The sequence below is a fragment of the Candidatus Arcticimaribacter forsetii genome (assembly GCF_910589745.1).
Taxonomy (GTDB): Bacteria; Bacteroidota; Bacteroidia; order Flavobacteriales; family Flavobacteriaceae; genus Arcticimaribacter; species Arcticimaribacter forsetii.
In genome coordinates this window covers 199,320-217,827 of sequence record NZ_OU342399.1, presented here as the reverse complement: position 1 = coordinate 217,827, position 18,508 = coordinate 199,320, and the positions used below count along the sequence as shown (strand labels likewise).

At 33.0% G+C, this 18,508-nt stretch carries 23 protein-coding genes and 1 tRNA gene; 14 read left to right on the top strand and 10 right to left on the bottom strand.

The features are described from left to right. Positions 1 to 9: 9 nt before the first annotated feature. Positions 10 to 1,374: a BspA family leucine-rich repeat surface protein gene (locus tag NG655_RS01100; protein ID WP_252157504.1), complete on the bottom strand. Its 1,365-nt coding sequence runs from the start codon at positions 1,372 to 1,374 to the stop codon at positions 10 to 12. Between the two features lie 304 nt (positions 1,375 to 1,678). Here NG655_RS01100 and NG655_RS01095 point away from each other — a divergent pair, with 304 nt between their 5' ends. Together NG655_RS01095 and NG655_RS01090 are read left to right on the top strand one after the other, a co-directional pair. Beyond that, positions 1,679 to 2,368, top strand: a complete 690-nt coding sequence (locus tag NG655_RS01095; RefSeq protein ID WP_252157503.1) for a response regulator transcription factor — start codon at positions 1,679 to 1,681, stop codon at positions 2,366 to 2,368. Continuing rightward, positions 2,365 to 3,420, top strand: a complete 1,056-nt coding sequence (locus NG655_RS01090) for a sensor histidine kinase (protein WP_252157502.1) — start codon at positions 2,365 to 2,367, stop codon at positions 3,418 to 3,420. The genes NG655_RS01095 and NG655_RS01090 overlap by 4 nt, the downstream gene beginning before the upstream one ends. A gap of 66 nt (positions 3,421 to 3,486) precedes the next feature. On the opposite strand, the gene NG655_RS01085 is transcribed toward NG655_RS01090, so the two are convergent. Continuing rightward, positions 3,487 to 4,248 (bottom strand): hypothetical protein, encoded by a 762-nt coding sequence (locus NG655_RS01085; protein WP_252157501.1) that lies wholly within the window; start codon positions 4,246 to 4,248, stop codon positions 3,487 to 3,489. A gap of 383 nt (positions 4,249 to 4,631) precedes the next feature. Here NG655_RS01085 and epsC point away from each other — a divergent pair, with 383 nt between their 5' ends. The 3 genes from epsC to NG655_RS09465 all read left to right on the top strand — a co-directional run bounded on the left by epsC (position 4,632) and on the right by NG655_RS09465 (position 6,476). Next, positions 4,632 to 5,417, top strand: coding sequence for a serine O-acetyltransferase EpsC (gene epsC, locus NG655_RS01080; protein WP_252157500.1), 786 nt, complete (start codon positions 4,632 to 4,634; stop codon positions 5,415 to 5,417). Then, on the top strand, positions 5,410 to 6,294 hold the full coding sequence (cysM, locus tag NG655_RS01075; protein ID WP_252157499.1) for a cysteine synthase CysM: 885 nt from the start codon (positions 5,410 to 5,412) through the stop codon (positions 6,292 to 6,294). The genes epsC and cysM overlap by 8 nt, the downstream gene beginning before the upstream one ends. Before the next feature lie 65 nt (positions 6,295 to 6,359). Further along, the gene (locus tag NG655_RS09465; RefSeq protein ID WP_419469275.1) at positions 6,360 to 6,476 is read left to right on the top strand and encodes a DNA methyltransferase; all 117 of its coding nucleotides are present in this window, start codon (positions 6,360 to 6,362) and stop codon (positions 6,474 to 6,476) included. 53 nt (positions 6,477 to 6,529) lie between these two features. On the opposite strand, the gene NG655_RS01070 is transcribed toward NG655_RS09465, so the two are convergent. The 3 genes from NG655_RS01070 to NG655_RS01060 are packed head-to-tail and all read right to left on the bottom strand — an operon-like array spanning position 6,530 to position 7,771. Then, positions 6,530 to 6,862 (bottom strand): 7(1) septoil knot domain-containing protein, encoded by a 333-nt coding sequence (locus tag NG655_RS01070; protein ID WP_252157498.1) that lies wholly within the window; start codon positions 6,860 to 6,862, stop codon positions 6,530 to 6,532. After that, positions 6,859 to 7,257, bottom strand: a complete 399-nt coding sequence (locus NG655_RS01065; protein ID WP_252157497.1) for a hypothetical protein — start codon at positions 7,255 to 7,257, stop codon at positions 6,859 to 6,861. The genes NG655_RS01070 and NG655_RS01065 overlap by 4 nt, the downstream gene beginning before the upstream one ends. Before the next feature lie 19 nt (positions 7,258 to 7,276). After that, positions 7,277 to 7,771 carry a hypothetical protein gene (locus NG655_RS01060; protein WP_252157496.1) on the bottom strand — a complete coding sequence of 165 codons (495 nt, stop codon included), beginning with the start codon at positions 7,769 to 7,771 and terminating at the stop codon, positions 7,277 to 7,279. 713 nt (positions 7,772 to 8,484) lie between these two features. Between NG655_RS01060 and NG655_RS01055 the strand changes: the two genes are divergently transcribed. Then, a complete protein-coding gene (locus NG655_RS01055) occupies positions 8,485 to 8,679 on the top strand; it encodes a hypothetical protein (protein ID WP_252157495.1) in 195 nt (64 codons plus the stop codon). After that, a complete protein-coding gene (locus NG655_RS01050; RefSeq protein WP_252157494.1) occupies positions 8,660 to 8,872 on the top strand; it encodes a hypothetical protein in 213 nt (70 codons plus the stop codon). The genes NG655_RS01055 and NG655_RS01050 overlap by 20 nt, the downstream gene beginning before the upstream one ends. 157 nt (positions 8,873 to 9,029) lie before the next feature. On the opposite strand, the gene NG655_RS01045 is transcribed toward NG655_RS01050, so the two are convergent. Further along, positions 9,030 to 10,208, bottom strand: a complete 1,179-nt coding sequence (locus tag NG655_RS01045) for a hypothetical protein (RefSeq protein ID WP_252157493.1) — start codon at positions 10,206 to 10,208, stop codon at positions 9,030 to 9,032. A gap of 63 nt (positions 10,209 to 10,271) precedes the next feature. Here NG655_RS01045 and NG655_RS01040 point away from each other — a divergent pair, with 63 nt between their 5' ends. Further along, entirely contained in the window at positions 10,272 to 11,249 is a 978-nt protein-coding gene (locus NG655_RS01040) for a hypothetical protein (RefSeq protein WP_252157492.1), read from the top strand. Between the two features lie 192 nt (positions 11,250 to 11,441). Here NG655_RS01040 and NG655_RS09460 read toward each other — a convergent pair whose 3' ends face one another. Beyond that, on the bottom strand, positions 11,442 to 11,519 hold the full coding sequence (locus NG655_RS09460) for a hypothetical protein (RefSeq protein WP_419469274.1): 78 nt from the start codon (positions 11,517 to 11,519) through the stop codon (positions 11,442 to 11,444). 191 nt (positions 11,520 to 11,710) lie between these two features. Between NG655_RS09460 and NG655_RS01035 the strand changes: the two genes are divergently transcribed. The 3 genes from NG655_RS01035 to NG655_RS01025 all read left to right on the top strand — a co-directional run bounded on the left by NG655_RS01035 (position 11,711) and on the right by NG655_RS01025 (position 13,494). Next, positions 11,711 to 11,923, top strand: coding sequence for a hypothetical protein (locus NG655_RS01035; RefSeq protein WP_252157491.1), 213 nt, complete (start codon positions 11,711 to 11,713; stop codon positions 11,921 to 11,923). A gap of 185 nt (positions 11,924 to 12,108) precedes the next feature. Continuing rightward, positions 12,109 to 12,678 carry a hypothetical protein gene (locus tag NG655_RS01030; protein ID WP_252157490.1) on the top strand — a complete coding sequence of 190 codons (570 nt, stop codon included), beginning with the start codon at positions 12,109 to 12,111 and terminating at the stop codon, positions 12,676 to 12,678. A 195-nt stretch (positions 12,679 to 12,873) separates the two neighbouring features. After that, complete coding sequence (locus NG655_RS01025; protein ID WP_252157489.1) at positions 12,874 to 13,494, top strand: hypothetical protein; 621 nt, start codon at positions 12,874 to 12,876, stop codon at positions 13,492 to 13,494. 3 nt (positions 13,495 to 13,497) lie between these two features. On the opposite strand, the gene NG655_RS01020 is transcribed toward NG655_RS01025, so the two are convergent. Then, positions 13,498 to 14,862: a DNA modification methylase gene (locus tag NG655_RS01020; protein WP_252157488.1), complete on the bottom strand. Its 1,365-nt coding sequence runs from the start codon at positions 14,860 to 14,862 to the stop codon at positions 13,498 to 13,500. 266 nt (positions 14,863 to 15,128) lie between these two features. Next, positions 15,129 to 15,205: transfer RNA gene (locus NG655_RS01015), tRNA-Ile, on the bottom strand. 147 nt (positions 15,206 to 15,352) lie between these two features. On the opposite strand from NG655_RS01015, the gene NG655_RS01010 reads away from it, so the two are divergent. The 3 genes from NG655_RS01010 (at position 15,353) to NG655_RS01000 (ending at position 17,454) form a co-directional block, all read left to right on the top strand. Then, positions 15,353 to 15,751 (top strand): DUF2452 domain-containing protein, encoded by a 399-nt coding sequence (locus NG655_RS01010; RefSeq protein WP_252157487.1) that lies wholly within the window; start codon positions 15,353 to 15,355, stop codon positions 15,749 to 15,751. A gap of 106 nt (positions 15,752 to 15,857) precedes the next feature. Further along, positions 15,858 to 16,250, top strand: a complete 393-nt coding sequence (rbfA, locus tag NG655_RS01005; protein WP_252157486.1) for a 30S ribosome-binding factor RbfA — start codon at positions 15,858 to 15,860, stop codon at positions 16,248 to 16,250. Between the two features lie 4 nt (positions 16,251 to 16,254). Continuing rightward, positions 16,255 to 17,454 (top strand): ABC transporter permease, encoded by a 1,200-nt coding sequence (locus NG655_RS01000; RefSeq protein WP_252157485.1) that lies wholly within the window; start codon positions 16,255 to 16,257, stop codon positions 17,452 to 17,454. On the opposite strand, the gene dusB is transcribed toward NG655_RS01000, so the two are convergent. Further along, positions 17,451 to 18,443 (bottom strand): tRNA dihydrouridine synthase DusB, encoded by a 993-nt coding sequence (gene dusB, locus NG655_RS00995; protein ID WP_252157484.1) that lies wholly within the window; start codon positions 18,441 to 18,443, stop codon positions 17,451 to 17,453. The two genes, NG655_RS01000 and dusB, sit on opposite strands and share 4 nt — an antisense overlap. Positions 18,444 to 18,508 lie beyond the last annotated feature (65 nt).

Sequence of the window (18,508 nt, the reverse complement as noted above, 5' to 3'; positions counted from 1 at the left end):
CCTGTTTGGTTAATTACTCGGGCAGGTTCCCCAAACGGGTTTGTTTGCTTCTGTTAATGCAGAATTGTCTGAAAAAGTTTCGTTTTCAGAAGTTACGCCGGAAACGCACCAACCCGATAAATCTTGATTAAATGAAGTTGCATTTAAAAACATCCATCCCATATTGGTTACATTAGCCGTATTCCATCCTCCAATATCTTGATTAAATTCTGCTGCGCCATAAAACATCAAAGACATATCCGTTACAGCTGACATATCCCAACTGCTAATGTCTTGATTAAAAACAAGAGCAAACCAAAACAATCCAGAGGTAGATTCTACATTTGAAGTATTCCAGCTACCGATATCCTGATTGAAAGATTCTGCTCGATAAAACATCCTTGCCAAGTTTGTTACCTTATCAACGTCCCACCCTCCGATATCTTGATTAAAAGCAAGCGCTCCGTTAAACATTGAACTCATATTGACAATGTTCGATGTATTCCATCCACTAATGTCTTGATTAAAAGCAGCAGCGTTTGAAAACATAGCCTGTGTATCGGTTACATTTGAAGTTTCCCAATTTCCAATTTCTTGATTAAAAACAGAAGCGTTTGAAAACATCGATTGCATGTTCGTTACGTTTGAAGTGTCCCAATTAGAAATGTCTTGATTAAATGTATTTGCTCCATCAAAAAGCATACTCATATTAGTTACTTGAGAAGTACAAACTCCTGTTACATCTTCGTTGTTTATAATTCTTACTCTAAGCTGTTCTTCATTAACTACAATTATAGCGTTTCCATTTATTTCTCCAACATCTCCTGGTAACGCCCAATTGGTTGCTACAATAGTAAGCCCATTCGCATCTAATTCAACTGGATTAAGCATTACACCAAATTCGTTAACTGGAGCTCCTTGTCTCGTTGTATTGTCTTGGTCATAAATATCATTAACGCCATCACCGTCTGTATCAATTTCAAATGACGCACATCCTTGTTCGTTTACGGCTTCTCCTTCTGGAGTAAATCTACATTGGTCTAAAGCGTTAATTACACCGTCCCTATCGTCGTCAGATGCAATAAAGTTTGCCGTAATAGTTTTGTTTCCGTTCATTAGCACGGTTAAAGGATTAGCGGTTCCTGATGCATCGCCAGTCCAACCAGAAAAATCAAAATCTGTATTTGGGTTAGCGATTATAACTACTTCCGCATTCTGGTTGTATCTTCCTCCAGCAATATTAACTGTACCTCCAGCAGAGGCTATAACCTCCAGAGTAAAGGTTATTGTTGGCGCAACACGTTCCTCGACACTATCTTTAGAGCAAGAGTTTAAGACTAATATAAAGCAAAGAAAAATTGATAATGTGGGTATTATTCGAATAGAATTAGTCATGTCGTGGAGTTGAAAATGTTTTTAAAATATAGTTTCTTTAAAGTTAGTGATAAAACCTTGAAACCCATTATATAAGTATAACGGTAAGACAACTTTATTTCAAAATAACTTAAGTATAATTTCATTTCACAGTTCAATATAACAACTAGCTAGAGCTGTTTGTTAACTATAACAGCAGGGTAAGGGTTGTTTTGTTTTCAAGATGAACAAATTGTTAAGAAGTAAAAGCGGTTGTTTTTATTCTTAAATTTGATAGTAATTATAATTCTAAATAAATCCATTAAATCGAAAGATTGCAATCGTTATGAAGAAAAGTGATCTAAAAATTTTACTCGTCGATGACGAACCGGATATTGTCGAGATCCTCTCCTATAACTTAGGTAAGGAGGGTTATCAAATTTTTTCTGCATCTAATGGAAAAGAAGCTTTAGAAAAAGCAAACTCAATAGAGCCACACCTTATAATCTTAGATGTTATGATGCCTGTTATGGGTGGTATCGAAACCTGTGAGGCTCTAAGAAAAGAGAACAAATACCAAGAAACGATAATCCTATTTTTATCTGCCAGAGCTGAAGATTATTCTCATTTGGCAGCGTTCGAAGTTGGTGCAGATGACTATGTCAACAAACCAATAAAACCTAAAATGTTGAATTCTAAAGTAAATGCTTTACTCCGAAGATTCATAAAATCCGAATCAATAACGGCTTTAACATTCGGAGAGTTGGTCATAAACTTTGAGGAATATCATGTGTTCCTAAAAGACAAAAAAATCTCATTACCTAGGAAAGAATTCGAATTACTTAAATTATTAGCCTCAAAACCCGATAAAGTTTTCAAAAGAGAATCAATAATGCAGTCCGTTTGGGGCAGCGATGTTGTAGTAGGAGATCGAACCATTGATGTTCATATTAGAAAATTAAGAGAAAAGCTAGGGGACTCCTATTTCTCTACAATAAAAGGAGTTGGGTATAAATTTGAGACTAATACCGTATGATGTTATTTTCAAGGTTTAAGACCTCTATACTTTTAACTTCTCTAATTGGAGTTTTAGTCATTATTACCCTTGCAGGATTAATGACCTACTTTGATGATTTTAGAATATATAACAGTTATCCTGTTTCGGTATTAATTATAAGTTTCCTTTTGTTTTTAGGGTGCTGTTTATTTTTAATTCAGTTTCATTTAGAGCGATATATTTTTTCTAAGGTTAAGGTTTTATATGATGAATTTTACTCCGATCAATCTCAAATAAATCAAAATTCTTTAAATAGAGATGCACAATCTTTAACGATGAGTATCCAAAAATTTGCTAAAGAGAGCAAGTTAGAAGTAGAGCTTTTAAAAGTTAAAGACAACTATAGAAAAGAGTTTATTGGCAACGTAGCCCATGAATTAAAAACACCTCTTTTTACAGTTGAAAGTTACATTTTGACACTTCTTGGGGGCGCGTCTGAAGACAAAGAGCTTTTAGATAAATACCTGAAAAAAGCAGCTCAAGGTGTAGATCGTTTAAATCACATCGTAACAGACTTAGATTCGATTACAAAATTTGAAGCAGGTATTACCTCTATGAATATTGAAAAATTTGATCTTTACGAGCTTATTAAAGAAGTTATTGGGCTTTTAGAGATTAGAGCAAAAAAGAAAAAAATAGATTTAGTTTTTCAAAAGCTAAACAACGAAGAAGTACTTTGGGTAAATGCAGATAGAAAAAGAATCTCTCAAGTTCTTATGAATTTAGCCATAAATTCACTTAAATACGGTGTAAAAGGAGGGACAACAGAATTTGCAATCGGAAGGTTAAGTAAACAAAAAATTCTTGTTCGAATAATTGATAATGGATCTGGAATTGAAGAACATCATATTTCGAGATTATTTGAACGGTTTTACAGAATTGATAAAGCCAGAAATAGAGACGAGGGAGGTTCTGGGCTTGGGCTTGCAATTGTAAAACATATTATAGAAGCTCATAAAGAAAAAATTTATGTTCAAAGCACCTTCGGTGTAGGATCAGAATTTTCTTTTTCTTTAACTGAATCTAAATAAATTTCTCATTAAAATCATGACATTAAAAAACCCTTCTTTTGAAGGGTTTTTAATTCTAAATCAATCTTATTGAGGACTGCCTACTAATTCGATTAGTTCCCAAATATTTGTATACCTAAATCCGTCTGGATCATATTTACTCATTTTTGATTTTGACAAAATTACATCCAATTCTTTACTAGCCGTTATATCCATCGGAGATAGAGACTTCAACGCACTAGACAGGTCTTTATAGTGATCATAGGTAAGTACGCTTGATTCATCCATGCCTTTTGGATGAACTCTTGCTAAAATTCCCCAACCTGTTCTCGCTCCATCTTTTCCTAAATTCTTTTTAAAATAAGGCATCCATAAGTTTATGTTTTCATTTATAAAACCGTTAAAATCTTTTGGTTGCGCTAAATTCCAGACTGCATATTTAAATTCTCCCAATGGAAGCTCAGTAACTAATTTATATACATCATTATAAAGTGTTTTTGAGATTTCGTTGGTAGAAGCAAGGTTTGAATTAAATCCTAGAGTTTCATTTGTGGTGGACCATATTTGCATTTGGTTTTCATATTGTTCAAAGCTTTTATAGACTTGAACAAAAGCATGGGTTGGCTTAGATTCATCGTCTGTTCGTCCATAAAGTCTAAAAAAAGCTGAAGCGGACATATGTCCATTTTCAATTGCCTTCTTTTTTATTTTTGACCAATAGTCTAATTCTAAAGCTTCAAACTCAGCTACGTTTTCATTTGGAACATGTCTGTATTGGATGTGTACAATGTTTTGTCCAAAAATTACTGTTGTGATAAACAAAAGTGAAAGTAATAATAGTTTTTTCATAATAATAGATTTATTAATTTGACAATAACTAAATATAGTTTTTTGTTTGAAAAGTTCATGTGATCTATGTCACACCTCTAAAGACATGAAACCTCTTAAACTGGTCAATATATAAGGGTTAATATGCTTTCTTTTAACTTCAGGTGTGATTAGTATATCAGTTTCGCAGGATGAAGTTTTTAATGAGGGGGAAATTCTTTTTTCAAAATGGGTGTTGGGGTGGTTTATATGTCAATCTTTATTTTCTTGAAGTAATACTTAATAGATTCTTGAAGAAGAAATTCTTTCGATTCCTGTATTGAAATAGAAAATGTTTTTATCAAAACTGTAGATCCTCAGAAAACATAACCTAAATGTGTAGATTTGTAAGAGAATACTAACTTATGGATTACACGAATATCATAAAAAAAATAAAGGCTCATAAAAAAACTCCCAATCTGAAAATTAAGATTAAAAAGGAAGTTGAACATTTTACAGAAATTTTATACAATACCTTATTCGATACAGAAACCCTTGCTGAAGAAAATATTGATGAATTAGCAAAGACTTTTGAGAAGTTAGTCAAAACCTCCTGTTGGCAAAAAGAAAAGCCTTGTGAAGAAATATGGGAAGATTATCTCGATTGTCTGCCAACGATACTCGATAAATTAAACAAAGACGCAGAAGCTATCTTGGCTGGTGATCCTGCCTCTAAATCAATACAAGAAATTTATTTGGCTTATCCCGGTTTTTATGCGATCGCTATCTACCGATTAGCACATCCTCTCTATCAAATGAACTTTCCTCTAGTTCCCCGATTGATGACTGAATTTGCCCATTCGAAAACTGGAGTAGACATCAATCCAGGTGCACAGATAGGAGAATACTTTTTTATCGATCACGCTACTGGAGTAGTCATAGGAGAAACAACCCTAATCAAAGATCACGTAAAGATATATCAAGGGGTGACTCTCGGTGCTTTGTATGTAGAGAAAAAAATGGCCAACAGCAAGAGACATCCAACTATTGAAAGTGGTGTGACCATATATGCTAACGCTACTATTTTAGGGGGAAATACAACCATAGGAGCAAATACCATTATAGGGGGTAACGCTTGGATCACTTCATCAATAGAACCTAATTCGATGGTGTTTCACAAACCAGAAATTCAAATTAAAAACAATGCCTAATACCTTAGAAAACTTAATTGGTAATACGCCTCTAGTCGAATCCAAGAGCTTAAACACCAACATAAATGTCAAACTGCTTTTTAAACTTGAAGGTCATAATCCGGGTGGTAGTGTTAAAGACAGAGCTGCGTATAATATGGTAAAAGAGGCGTTAAAAAGAGGAGACATTACTAAAAACACGAAACTAATCGAAGCCACTAGCGGTAATACCGGAATAGCACTCGCTATGATTGCCTCTATCTACGGGCTCGATTTGGAACTTGTTATGCCTGAAAACAGTACTGTAGAGCGGGTTAAAACCATGAAAGCCTATGGTGCCAAGGTAACCCTCACTCCAGAAGCTGTTGGTATTGAAGGAGCTAGAGATTACGCTACAGAAAAAGTCGAACAACAAGGATATTACTCCTTTAATCAGTTTGCTAATGATGACAATTGGAAGGCTCATTACCATACCACAGGTCCAGAGTTATGGAACGATACGGATGGAAATATCACTCATTTTGTTTCATCAATGGGGACTACAGGAACCATCATGGGGACCAGTTCTTATCTTAAAGAACAAAACGAAAGTATTCAGATAATTGGTGTTCAACCCGGTGATGGAGATAGAATACCCGGAATTAGAAAATGGCCGATGGAATACCTTCCAAAAATATTCAATGCCGATAAGGTCGATCAAATTATTGAAGTCTCTAGTAATGAAGCGAAGGAAACAGCTAAATTACTAGCTCAAAAAGAAGGAATATTTGGAGGCATGAGTAGTGGAGGCGCAGTCTGTGCGGCATTAAAACTCATCGAAACCCTAGATTCAGGAATCGTAGCGGTCATTATTTGTGATCGAGGAGATCGTTATTTGTCTTCCGATTTATTCGAATAAGCTATTTATAATCCCATTATTTAATTACTGTATCAGGACTATTTACAGGATGAGGTTTCTTATAACTGAGAGGAGAACACCCTGCTCCTTTCCCTGAGGAAATAATCACTCTACCCATTCTTCAAACCTCAAAAGAGTTTGAATTGGTATTAGACCCTTTTATTGGTAGTGGAACTACTTAAAGACTTTGTGATAAGTTAAAGAGGAGTTTTGTGGGGTATGATTTTAAGGATTATCAATAAAGAAGATGTTTCTTTGAGTTGTTTCTCCACCCTGATTGTGATTTATATTTTACAAAAAAGATTTTTAAATCAGATTGAGATGGGTAATCAACAAAATGAATTTTCTTATCAGATTGAGAAGAATATTTTACAAAATACCATAATCCTTCATTTCCCTTTGATTGGGATTGATAATCTACCTTAAATACTTTTAAATCTGATTGAGATTCATAGTCTACTAAAAACACTTTAATATCTGCTTGAGAGGGGTAATCTGTAGTAAATATCTTTTGAGAAAAAGAAAATAAGGGTAGTACAAAAAGGAAATATAAAAATTCTTTTTTCATCTAATCATTATCATAGTATTATCCAATAATTCAATATATAAATCAGTGAGATTCATCGATTTTTGAAAGTTTTTAATTTGGAACTTATACCTTGTTTTTTGTCCCATCCTACCCATTGTTATGTAATCATAGATACAGTAGAATATACCATCATCTTCTATTTCACTTATTAATAGTTGACGGTAATCTGATGAATCCGATTTGTGAGAAGAATTAAAATTTTCAATAACAGAATATCGAAATCTTTGTTTGGTTAATTCTTTACCCTTTTTCTCAAAGTATCTTTTTTTTTGTTTTTCTGTCACAGGATACCACTCTATTTTACCCTTATGATTAAAATCATGATTTTTAAAATGGATTGAAATTACTTTATCTAATATGTCGGTCAGATTCAATCTAATTCAAATTAATAAATTAATAATCCTCACCTTCAATACTTTCAGAAACGGAATATTCACTTTTTGTAGTTTTACCCTCTTCTTTTTTATTGTTAGAAGTATTAAAAGAAATTTTATTTGATTCAGTTAAAATTACAACAGTCCCTACAACAAGTGAACCAGAGACAGGATGATTTCCTTGCCAATCTTTGATATTTAGAGTATTCATTTTAACACTCGATTTTTTTGAATTAATCAATTCAGAGAAATTATCCTCCGTATATAATGATTGTTCTCCATCTTGAAATTCAGAAATTTTTTCAATAGTTTCACTTATTTCCTTCCCTACTAAATCTTCAGCAATTAAGTTTTTAATGTTTTCAACAGCTTGTAATCGACCCTTTCTTCTTCCTATACTTATCTGATTTGATTGTCTTTGCTGGGATTTTAAGACTGAAGACTGTCCAAACCCTAATACAAATCTTTTCCCGTTTTCATCTTTGAAAAACTGAGCACCTAATTTTGAAATCAATTTGTCTGGACTGAGTGTTTTGATATTATTAACAGTTCTGGTTGTATAAATATATTAAAAAATATTGATAAGTAATACCCCTAGTAATACCCAAACCACTTTTATGAGAAAATAAAACCCTAACCACTTGCTTAATAAGCAATTAGGGTTTCTCTTGGGTGGTCCCACCTGTACTCATTACTGTTTATAACTACTTGATTTACAATATATAAAAATACATCAATAGTACCCCGGGGTACTGTTTTAGTCCCTTTTGGGTACTAAGTTGTTTGGTGGGGTACTAACAACCTCTGTTAAATCTAACAGAAGTTAATTCTACACTATTTTCAATCATTTTTTATCGTTTTCTAAAACTTTCTATGCTTATAAGTGTAACCTTCTCTCCAACATGGGGTAAAGAGGAGTTCACCCATGAGGGACGAAAGTTAGTTAGTGGGAAAGACATCGGTTAGTAGATTATAAATAATAGTTGAGGTTTCACCGGTAGTTACAAAAATGATTTTATTATAAATCTGATATGGGGAACAATGAACTGGTCAGAAGAAGTGTAAGATTCAAGTTTATAGAGAGTTTGAAAACTCTAAGGGGTTTGGTGTATCTAATTTATACTGAACAATTATTAAAAGTTTAAAGAAAGAGTATCAACCTTGAACTGATATAGTATTACAAGTACGAGGTTATTACATTTTTAATTAAATCTGAAAGCAAATAATATGATAGAAAACATAAGTAAGGAAGAAGCAAAACATATGGTAGAACTATTAAAGAAGAAATCCATCTTAGTAAAGAATTTCTCAGATAAGTTAGAGAAGTACAGAATAAGTGGAGATAGAGAAACCTATAACAAGAAGTTTAGAGAACTATTAGAGAAAGAAGAGATAAAAATATATGGAAAGAAGATTGAATAAAAAAGATTTAATGGAACTCTATGGAGTGGATAGAATCACTATAGAAGATTGGAGAAGAAATAGAGGGTTAAAAATGATAGAAGTATCTACCCATTCGAAATACATCACAGAAAAGAATTTATTAGAGTGGGAAGAGGGTTTGAAAGGAACAATTAAAGTTAAGAGGTTAAATAATCAAAGTGTATCAGAATGAATAGAAGTGAAGGGTTGATACACTTTATTTAAATCAAATGATTTGATTAGTGTATCAGTAGTTACAGGTTGAGGTTTCTTGTAACCGAGAGAATACTTTTCCCTTAAACCCTATTTGGAGGGGTTTTATATATCGGGGTTGGTTATTCCTTAAGGAGTTATTTAAATATAATGTTGAGACTAATGAACTCCTTTGTTAAAACAACTATCTTCTGTCTCCTGTCCCGTAGAGATTTAATCTTTTCAATTGGAGGATGTTCAAGTTTAAAGATTGATTGTAAACGAATAGATAACCGATCTAGTCTTTTGTTAGCAACGCGTGTATTGTGTCCGTATGATAATTCAGGATTAGAGTAAATATCCATAACATGGTTAAAATATATTTTATTGGATTTGAGAAGGTCCCTAATAACAAGAATATCATTGGGTTCAAATTTATACTGTTCCCCATATAAAAATAGACTAAGGCCTTTGAAATATGATTTTGATTTTTCTCGTTCCTTTTTTATGATGTAAAATATGATTATCAGTAGAGATAACAATAACCATGGAAGAATTTTGATTTTTGTTTTGTAGAGTCTAACTGATTGTATAGGATTATCAAAAAAATTATTATCTATTTGAATCTCTGTAATTTCTCCAGTCTTCGGTATTGTTTTTGTGATTATATAATAATCATTTTCACTATCAAATTCAACATTTTTTATAAATGATATGAACTTAGGATTTTTATAAACTTTAACTGTATTATCAAATGGATTAACCCTATAAAGGTGTTCGGTGTCATAGAAAATGGTTGATTCAAATCCCTGATAGAATAGATTTTTTGATCTTATTGGAAAATCAAGGGTTCCTTTAATTAATAATTCTCTATGATCGTAATCAAATTCAATAATTTGATTTGAAGAGATTTTGTTTAGTCTATTATCATTATCAACCCTCATACCTCCATAGAAAATAGTTTTATTCCCTTTTTGATTGAAATATCCTTTTGAACTTCCTTCTACAGGTCTTTTTTGTTTGGTTTTAAAGTATTCCCATTCTTTAGTTTCTAAATCAAAATAGTAGATAAAATTTCGATCAGACCAGAATCCGTAACCACCATATTTAAACACCGTGTCATTCACTTTAAATAAGTAAGAGTTGATTGAAACTCTGGAATCTAAAGATTTATCAATTTGAACAAGAACATCATTATCCTTTTGATATACTTCATTGAAGCTTCCGAAGTAGTATGATTCCCCTTTAATTGAGAACGATTTTAATGTAGTAGTATCTATATCTCTTTGTAGAAACGGGTTAAGGAGTAATGATATATAAAAATATAATTGCAACACAATGCAATATAATAGTATAATTAATGATATTCTTTAGTTTTATTTAAAAATATCGATTTAATTATGAAAAATTATAAGTTTTTAAGTTCATTAGTTCTCTTTTCTTTTTTTGTTTCATGTGATTCAAGTATCTCGTTTATTACTGAAATACCCCTGAGCAACATCAAAGAACATAGTATTAATTTACAAAATCTCAAAGGAACCAATCTTGATGATGCTGAGTCCTCGTATTTTAAAATTCTTAATGATTCAATAAATAAAGAACAACCTTATGTTTATTTCTATTTATCTTATTTTTTTGAAAATGATTCCTTACTAGTTTCTGGACTTGAAAAGTTCCCAGAGGATCCTTTTCTAAAATTTTCTGAAGCAATGAGAGGTTTAAATAATTTTGATTTAGAAAATGTAAATAAAAACCTTAAATCCATTCTTGATGAGTATCCACATCATTCATTATCATTGAGTAATCTTCTTGAGAATTCCAAATCTTTATATCTTTTGACAACTGATGATATAAGAAAAGACGAGATAGTTATAGGGTTAGAAAGTTTCATAAACAATATTAAATCAAATGACAAAATTGTTAATGAATATTATGATTTTAATGATCCAAAAATCGGATTAAACGAAAAAGAAATTCAGATTTTAAATGACAATTTAAATTTTTTCAACAGTAAAATTCCTGATTCAAAGATAAGGTTAGAGAAGAATAGAAAAAGATTAGCCGAAGAAAGAAGAAAGAAGAAATTAAATCAAATTGAAAGAAAATTTGTGGATAATAAATATGTAAATTACCCTTATAGGTCAAGAACTCCAAATAATGTACTAAATATATATTCAGGAGGTTCAGCTTCGTCATACATGTTTGATGGAAGTAGTTCTATGGGGAGATGGTCTTGGGATAACAAGGATAAAAAAACAGGATTTAAAATAAGATGGGATGTTGGGAGTACTTGGTATGGTCGATTTTCTAATGACAGAATTTACATCCGTAATGTTTCAAGAAGTTTTGTAGGAAATGGTTATTTCGATAAATATTAAAATTTAAAATAATGATACCTCATTATTTAATTCACAAATAGTCTAGTGTGGGACTTTGAATATCAGAGGGATCATCGTATACAAGTAAAACCGATATACTGTTATAGTGTATCGGTTTTTTTATTCATTAGTAATCGAACAAAATGAAGAAAAATAGTTGTAATGTTTTTTTGGAGAACATGAGAAATATTTTTAATACCCCTTCAAATCATACCCCACAAAACTCCTTTCCAACTTATCACAAACTCTTCCAGTAGTTCCACTTCCCATAAAGGGGCCCTAAGGAAAGGATAGAATTGTTGATCAAACTTATGCCTTACGTTTGCCCAAAAATTCAAACAGCGAGCCATAGCTTAAACGAACCAATGGATTTTAATTTTTAAAGCATTAACCCAATAGAAAATCAACACTAAACTCGGTCAACGGTTACAGTTTGAGACGATAATCCAGTAAATTCAGAATTGGATAGCGAACTGAGTAAAAAGGATTTAATGAAACTCTACGGAGTAGATAGAGTAACCATAGAAGATTGGAGAAGAAATAGAGGGTTGAAGATGATAGAGGTATCTACCCATTCAAAATACATCACCGAAAAGGATTTATTAGAGTGGGAAAATAGTATGAAAGGAAATTCTTCAGTTAAGAGGTTAAATAATCAAAGTGTGTCAGAATGAATAGAAGTGAAGGGGTGATACACTTTATTTGAATTTTCTGATTTGATTAGTGTATCAATATTTACAGGTTGAGGTTTCTTGTAACTGTGAAAATACTTTTTCCATAAACCCAAATCGGAGTGATTTTTATATCGGGACTTTTTTTTCTAAACAAAAACATTTATATTATGTTTAAAATAAAAAAAATGATTTTAAAAATTTATGGTAACGAATTCGTTGCATCAGCTCATGACATTGATTCAAAACAATTGACACAACTTGGTAATAATCCATCTCAAGATGAAATTATGAATTTGATTCCGGATTATGATGTATCTAACACCAACTATTTTTTTATAAATCGCCCCTTGATTAATGATATTTTAAGCTTTGAGGTTTATGATGGTGAAGAAAATGTTTGGAAAGGTAATCTTGATGATTTTACAGATATATATGACCATGGAGATAATTATCCTGAAATCATGGATATTGATTTATGGGATGAACAAGACGAATATGGAGATGCTGTTGCTTGGGACGAACATCCTCAGTTTATTTATTATGAGGAAATAAACAAAGGTCTCGTTGGGATTGTGAAAATAGATTGTGAAAATTTTGACCCAGAAAAACTTTCTTGTGTTTGTGGTTCATTAGAGAAAGATGATGATGAACCAGAGTTTTTAGATAAAATATATTATGAACAAAATCTTCTACAATGGATTCCATTAGAGGACGAACCTAAAAATATATCTACTTTATTTTCCATAATCAGTTAAAAAAACAACAATCTGTCAATGGATAGACTTATCTAATCATATAAGATATCTTGTCAATATTTTGCAATGGACTACAAGTAAATCTTCAACTATCCAGATTTTCCTATTATATAATACAGTAATTAGTTAAAATTCGTGAGTTATACTGAAACCATATTAGAATATGTTTATGACCAATACTGTCTAAGTTATAATATGGAGGATGCCATAGATTTTATTGAAGATGAAATAGATTTTACAAGAGAAGAAATTAAAGATATGATACAGTATACTATAGATTACAACAAAGAACAATTCATTAAAGATTACAAATCGTTAGTTGAGGAGTTTCAATCCAAATTAACTTTTACTGAAATAGATTGTAAAAAAGAAAAGATTAAATGGCCCCAAAAGAGTGGAGTGTATGTGATTTGGAAAAATAATGATGATAGTTCACATGATAACTTAGTTTATGTTGGGATGACAGGAAAATATAAAAGAGTGAACCAAGATGAAGTATCTTTTAATTCAGGTACTTTTGATAAAAGAGATTATAGATATACTCCATATAGATTTTGTGAGTCAGTTAAAGATGGAGATAAACGATATGAGTTTAGTTATGGTCCAACTGGTAAGAATGGTAAAGAACAAGCAAAGATAAAATATCAGCACGATGCTTATGAAAAAAGAATACCATACTCAGAGTTGAAAATACACTGTTTTCATGTGTCAGATAATCATAGAGAATATTACACACCTGAACTTCTTGAAAAAAAAATACTAACTAAGTATTTAAAAAGTTCAGGAAATCTTCCTCCAGCTAATAATGAGTTGTAATTATTAAAACTCCTTCAAATCGTACCCCACAAAACTCCTCCCTAATTTATCACAAACTCTTCCAGTAGTTCCACTTCCCATGAAAGGGTCTAATATCAATTCAAACTCTTTGGAAGTTTGAAGAATAGGTAGAGTGATTATTTCTTCAGGGAAAGGAGCGGGATGTTCTCCTTCAATATCTAACTTTTGATTTGCTACCGATGTTCTTACAATATCCTCATTCCAATAATCTCCCATATTCTTTCCTCTAATGTTGGGTAGATAGGGAGAAATGGAATTGGAGTATTCACCATTCACACTTCTATGTCGTGGTGGAAGAGATGGTTTCGTTTTATCAGAGAGTTTGGTTAGTGTTGGGTAGTAATCATAGTCCATAGATTTGGTTAGATGAAAGATAAACTCATAGGAAGGAGTAAGATTAGATTTCGATGATGAGGGTTTAGGATTCGTTTTAGACCAAATAATGGTATTCCTCAATATCCATCCTTGTTCTTGAAGTTTTAGGATTACTCTGTGAGGTACATTTTGAAGGTTTCCATTATGGAATGTATCTCCTAAGTTCAAAAAGAAACTTCCTCTTTTATTTAATACTCTTTTACAATCTCTGAGATGCTCTGATAGGTTAATAACAAACTCTTCGGAAGTCTTCTCATTACCTAAACCTTCTTCTTCTGAGTACTTTCTTTTGTTCCAATAAGGTGGAGAAGTAAAGATGGTCTGAACTTCACCATCTGTTAATTCACTCATATCATGGGATGATTTCTGATAAAACCTCCACGATGAGTTCTTGATTGTTTTTGATTTATTGTTGGATTTACTTTCTCTACTTTCTTTCTCTTTTAGTTCTCGTTGAATTTGTAGATAAGATTGGTTTACCGTAAGAATTCCTTTATCTAAAAGTTCTATATGGACAGGGTGATGTTTATGAATAAAAATCAATCTCTGTAACTGAGAAGAAGAGATTCCCATTTCTTTAGAAACGATATCTCTCGAAGAACTTCTGTTAGATTTAACAGAAGTTAAATCCGTTCTTCTCCCTTGTCCTTTTCTATAATACCCATCAAGTATTAGGTATTCATTAATAAGTTCCTTAAAACTCTTTATTCTCTGTTTATTGAAGTGGATAAGGAGTAATTCTTCTTCTCCATCTTTAACTTCTTTCACCTCAACCTGGACTTCTTCCCATCCCAATCTTTTAATGGATTCGAATCTTCTATTACCACTGATGATTTGATTTTGAGAATCAATTATTAAGGGTTGCAATAATCCAACTTCTGAAATACTTTCCATTAGTTCCTCAATAGAGGATAGGGTGTAGATGTCTTTGTTTTTGGGATGGTGTTTGAGTAAGGATACTTTAACCTTCATAGGGTGAAGGTAGCGAAGATTTTAGTGGTATGCAAGTAATCATGTAGTAATAATCAATAATGACGGGAACAGAATCCTTTTGATTAAGGCGATTCTTATTATTTTTATAGTCCAACCTGTAATAAAGCCCCATTATTCAGTCAATTAACTCTTTCTAATATACGAAAAATTCCTGAATTTTAGTACCCCATATAGTACCCCAAAGGGTGTTTTGTGTAAAAACAAAACCTCAACAAGTTGTAAATCAACAAGTTGAGGTTTTTTGTTGGTGGTCCCACCTGGGCTCGAACCAGGGACCAACTGATTATGAGTCAGCTACTCTAACCAACTGAGCTATAGGACCTGCTTTTGCAAATAAATTTGCTAGCGTCAGCAAAACTAATATAAAAAATATTTTTTTGTCCTTTTCTTCTTACTTTTTTCACGGAAAGTTTAAACTAAAATTGGTTCGCCGTACTAAGTGTCTTATTTTTGTATTAAACTGTTGAAAATGAAATCGTCAAAAAAACCGGATAATGTAGCGTGGGACGAAGAAAGCCAGGAGTATATTTCAAAACTCCTGCCTTATGCTATTAGCAACAGTAGCCCTGTAATTAATATTCCTAACGTAGATTCGTTTAAGAAAAAAGGGGTTGATAAAGTTTCTAAACAGTTTCAAGCGGAACTAGAAGATCTTCAAAATAAAATCAAAAGCTTTGTAAGCTTAGCTGCCGACACTCAAATGGTTTATTCTGCAAAGTTTAAATTTGAGCCTATTGTTGGCGAAACATATCATTTATATCAGGGGAACGAAGAGTCTTTTTTGTCCTTAATTGAACCGGGGAGTTGGAATAAAAAACACTTAGGTTCTTTCCGTTTAAACGGAGACTATAAATGGGATCGTGTTTAAGAACAACTAAACATACAAGAGGGTTTTGCGTATTTTAAATGCTATACTTTGATTTTGAAGGGCACATCCCAACAAATATCCTTAATTTTACCCAATAATATAATCTATGGAAAGTCCAAGACAGAAAAAAATAGCAACCTTATTACAACAAGAAATTGCACAAATGCTTCAAGGAGCTGTTCGAAAAGAAGGTGTTTCTAACCTGTTGATTTCCGTTACCAAAGTTACAGTTACAGTAGACCTTTCCATCGCAAAAATATACTTAAGCCTATTCCCGCCTGCCAAAGCACTAGAGGTTTTAGAGGGAATACAATCGAATAGTTTTCAGGTAAAACACGACTTAGCTAAATTGCTAAAAAACCAACTTAGAAAAGTTCCCGATCTTGTTTTTTATTTAGATGATTCTTTAGACTATATCGAAAAAATCGATGAGGCACTTACTGCTACAAATGATCCGATCAAAAATCCCGAGGACTTAATTTCTCGCCAAAAAAAATAAATCGGTGCGCTTCCCTCTTTACATAGCCACGCGATATTTTTTTACAAAGAGTAAACAAAATGTAATCAACATAATCAATTACATTGCGCTTACAGTTGTCTTAATTGCTACTGCTGCCCTACTAATCGTTCTTTCTGCCTTTACTGGGCTTAAAGATTTTGGGCTCTCTTTTTCCAATGTTTTTGACCCCGATTTTAGAGTGGAAGCAGCTCAAGGAAAAACATTTGAAATGGATTCCATTACTTTGTCTAAAGTCAGAGATCTTGAAGGAGTTCTCGATGTCTCTGCGATAATTGAAGACAAGGTGTTTTTAAATTATAGAAACAAAAATCATGTAGCTTACCTCAAAGGGGTAGATTCAAATTACCTCAATGTAATTGAAAACAACACCTTTCTTAGCAGTGGAAACTGGTTTAACGAAGAGTTTGATGAAATTGTAATTGGAGGTGGAGTCGCCCAAATCTTAAGTTTAGGAACATACGATTACAATGACTTTTTAGTTCTTACGGTTCCCAAAAGAAAAGCTGCTAGTCAGCTAAAAGACCCTTTTATAAACAAGACCTCTCTCGTTTCAGGGATCTATAGTGTGAGCGAAGATCTTGATAAAAAGTATATTTTCTCAAGTATCCCTTTCGCCCTTGATCTTTTTCAAAGAAAACAAAACACTTACAGCTCTCTTGAGTTAAAGCTTGATCAAAAAATAAACAGAGAAACGCTTGAAAAAAACATTTCAGATCTTTTTGAAACACCTCTTAAGATGCGATCAAGAACTGAACTTAACGCTGCTTTGTTTAAAATGCTCAACACAGAGCAAATGGCAATATATCTTATTTTTACGCTCGTAATTATTATCGCTCTTTTTAATGTTGTTGGTGCTTTAATTATGATGATTCTTGAAAAAAGACCACAGCTTAAAGTGCTTTATGCTCTTGGGGTTATGCCCAAGGACATTCGTTTGATATTCTTTTACCTTGGCGGAATGATCAGTTGGTTTGGTGGTGGTTTTGGCGTATTGCTTGGGTCTATGCTTGTTCTTATACAAATGTATTTTCCGTTTTTGTTTGTTCCAGGTACAAACTTCCCTTATCCAGTTCGTTTAGATTTTCAAAACATTGCTTTAGTCGTACTTCTACTTTTTGTTTTAGGAAGTATTGCGTCAGCTTGGGCAAGCGCTCGTGTTGGAAAAAAAATTCAGTTTCTTTAAACCATCTCGTAATCTCCCCAATTTGCTTCAACATCTGCAAGGGCAGCAAATACGTCTACAGAAGCATTTGAAGTTACCATTCGAGTTCTATACTCCTTAAAATGAGGAATGCCTTTGAAATAATTGGTGTAATGACGACGGGTTTCTAAAACCCCCAATACCTCTCCTTTCCAGGCAATTGCCATTTCTAGGTGTCTTCGAGCTGCTTCTACTCGTTCTTTAATTGTTGGAGGAGTAGCGTGAGTCCCGGTTTTCATGAAGTGCTTTACTTGATTAAAAAACCAAGGATTTCCAATACTTGCTCTTCCTATCATTGCTCCGTCTAAACCATATTCGTCACGCATTTCAATGGCGCGTTCAGGGCTGTCGACATCTCCATTTCCAAAAATGGGAATGTGCATACGCTGGTTATTTTTGACTTCAGCAATCGGTCTCCAATCTGCAGCTCCCTTATACATTTGAGCGCGGGTCCTTCCGTGGATAGAAATTGCTTTTGCTCCTGCGTCTTGCAAGCGCTCTGCAACCTCTACTATTTTTATGGAATCATGATCCCAGCCCAAACGTGTTTTCACAGTAACTGGAAGTTTCGTGTGTTCTGCCATTACTTTGGTTAGTCGAACCATTAAAGGAATATCTCTCAAAATACCGGCTCCGGCACCTTTACTAACTACTTTCTTCACAGGACATCCAAAGTTAATGTCTATGATGTCTGGCTTAGAAGCTTCAACTATTTCAACAGACCGCAACATGGACTCTTCGTTGGCTCCAAAAATCTGAATCCCAACGGGACGTTCTTTTTCATATATATCAAGCTTCATAACGCTTTTTGCTGCGTCGCGAATTAACCCTTCACTTGAAATAAATTCAGTGTAAACAACATCTGCCCCATTCTCTTTGCATAAAGCACGAAAAGGGGGATCACTTACATCCTCCATTGGAGCCAGAAGAAGCGGAAAGTCATTTAGTTCTATGTCGCCGATTTTTACCAAAGCATAAAATTTTTCACAAAAGTACACAAAAGCTACCTTTTCTCTGCAGCCTGCTTCAAATCAAA

Coding starts and splice junctions, on each gene's coding strand:
- NG655_RS01100 (WP_252157504.1), bottom strand. CDS start 1,374: ATGACTAATTCTATTCGAATAATACCCACATTATCAATTTTTCTTTGC.
- NG655_RS01095 (WP_252157503.1), top strand. CDS start 1,679: ATGAAGAAAAGTGATCTAAAAATTTTACTCGTCGATGACGAACCGGAT.
- NG655_RS01090 (WP_252157502.1), top strand. CDS start 2,365: ATGATGTTATTTTCAAGGTTTAAGACCTCTATACTTTTAACTTCTCTA.
- NG655_RS01085 (WP_252157501.1), bottom strand. CDS start 4,248: ATGAAAAAACTATTATTACTTTCACTTTTGTTTATCACAACAGTAATT.
- epsC (WP_252157500.1), top strand. CDS start 4,632: ATGGATTACACGAATATCATAAAAAAAATAAAGGCTCATAAAAAAACT.
- cysM (WP_252157499.1), top strand. CDS start 5,410: ATGCCTAATACCTTAGAAAACTTAATTGGTAATACGCCTCTAGTCGAA.
- NG655_RS01070 (WP_252157498.1), bottom strand. CDS start 6,862: ATGAAAAAAGAATTTTTATATTTCCTTTTTGTACTACCCTTATTTTCT.
- NG655_RS01055 (WP_252157495.1), top strand. CDS start 8,485: ATGATAGAAAACATAAGTAAGGAAGAAGCAAAACATATGGTAGAACTA.
- NG655_RS01050 (WP_252157494.1), top strand. CDS start 8,660: ATGGAAAGAAGATTGAATAAAAAAGATTTAATGGAACTCTATGGAGTG.
- NG655_RS01040 (WP_252157492.1), top strand. CDS start 10,272: ATGAAAAATTATAAGTTTTTAAGTTCATTAGTTCTCTTTTCTTTTTTT.
- NG655_RS09460 (WP_419469274.1), bottom strand. CDS start 11,519: ATGGGAAGTGGAACTACTGGAAGAGTTTGTGATAAGTTGGAAAGGAGT.
- NG655_RS01030 (WP_252157490.1), top strand. CDS start 12,109: ATGATTTTAAAAATTTATGGTAACGAATTCGTTGCATCAGCTCATGAC.
- NG655_RS01025 (WP_252157489.1), top strand. CDS start 12,874: ATGGAGGATGCCATAGATTTTATTGAAGATGAAATAGATTTTACAAGA.
- NG655_RS01020 (WP_252157488.1), bottom strand. CDS start 14,862: ATGAAGGTTAAAGTATCCTTACTCAAACACCATCCCAAAAACAAAGAC.
- NG655_RS01010 (WP_252157487.1), top strand. CDS start 15,353: ATGAAATCGTCAAAAAAACCGGATAATGTAGCGTGGGACGAAGAAAGC.
- rbfA (WP_252157486.1), top strand. CDS start 15,858: ATGGAAAGTCCAAGACAGAAAAAAATAGCAACCTTATTACAACAAGAA.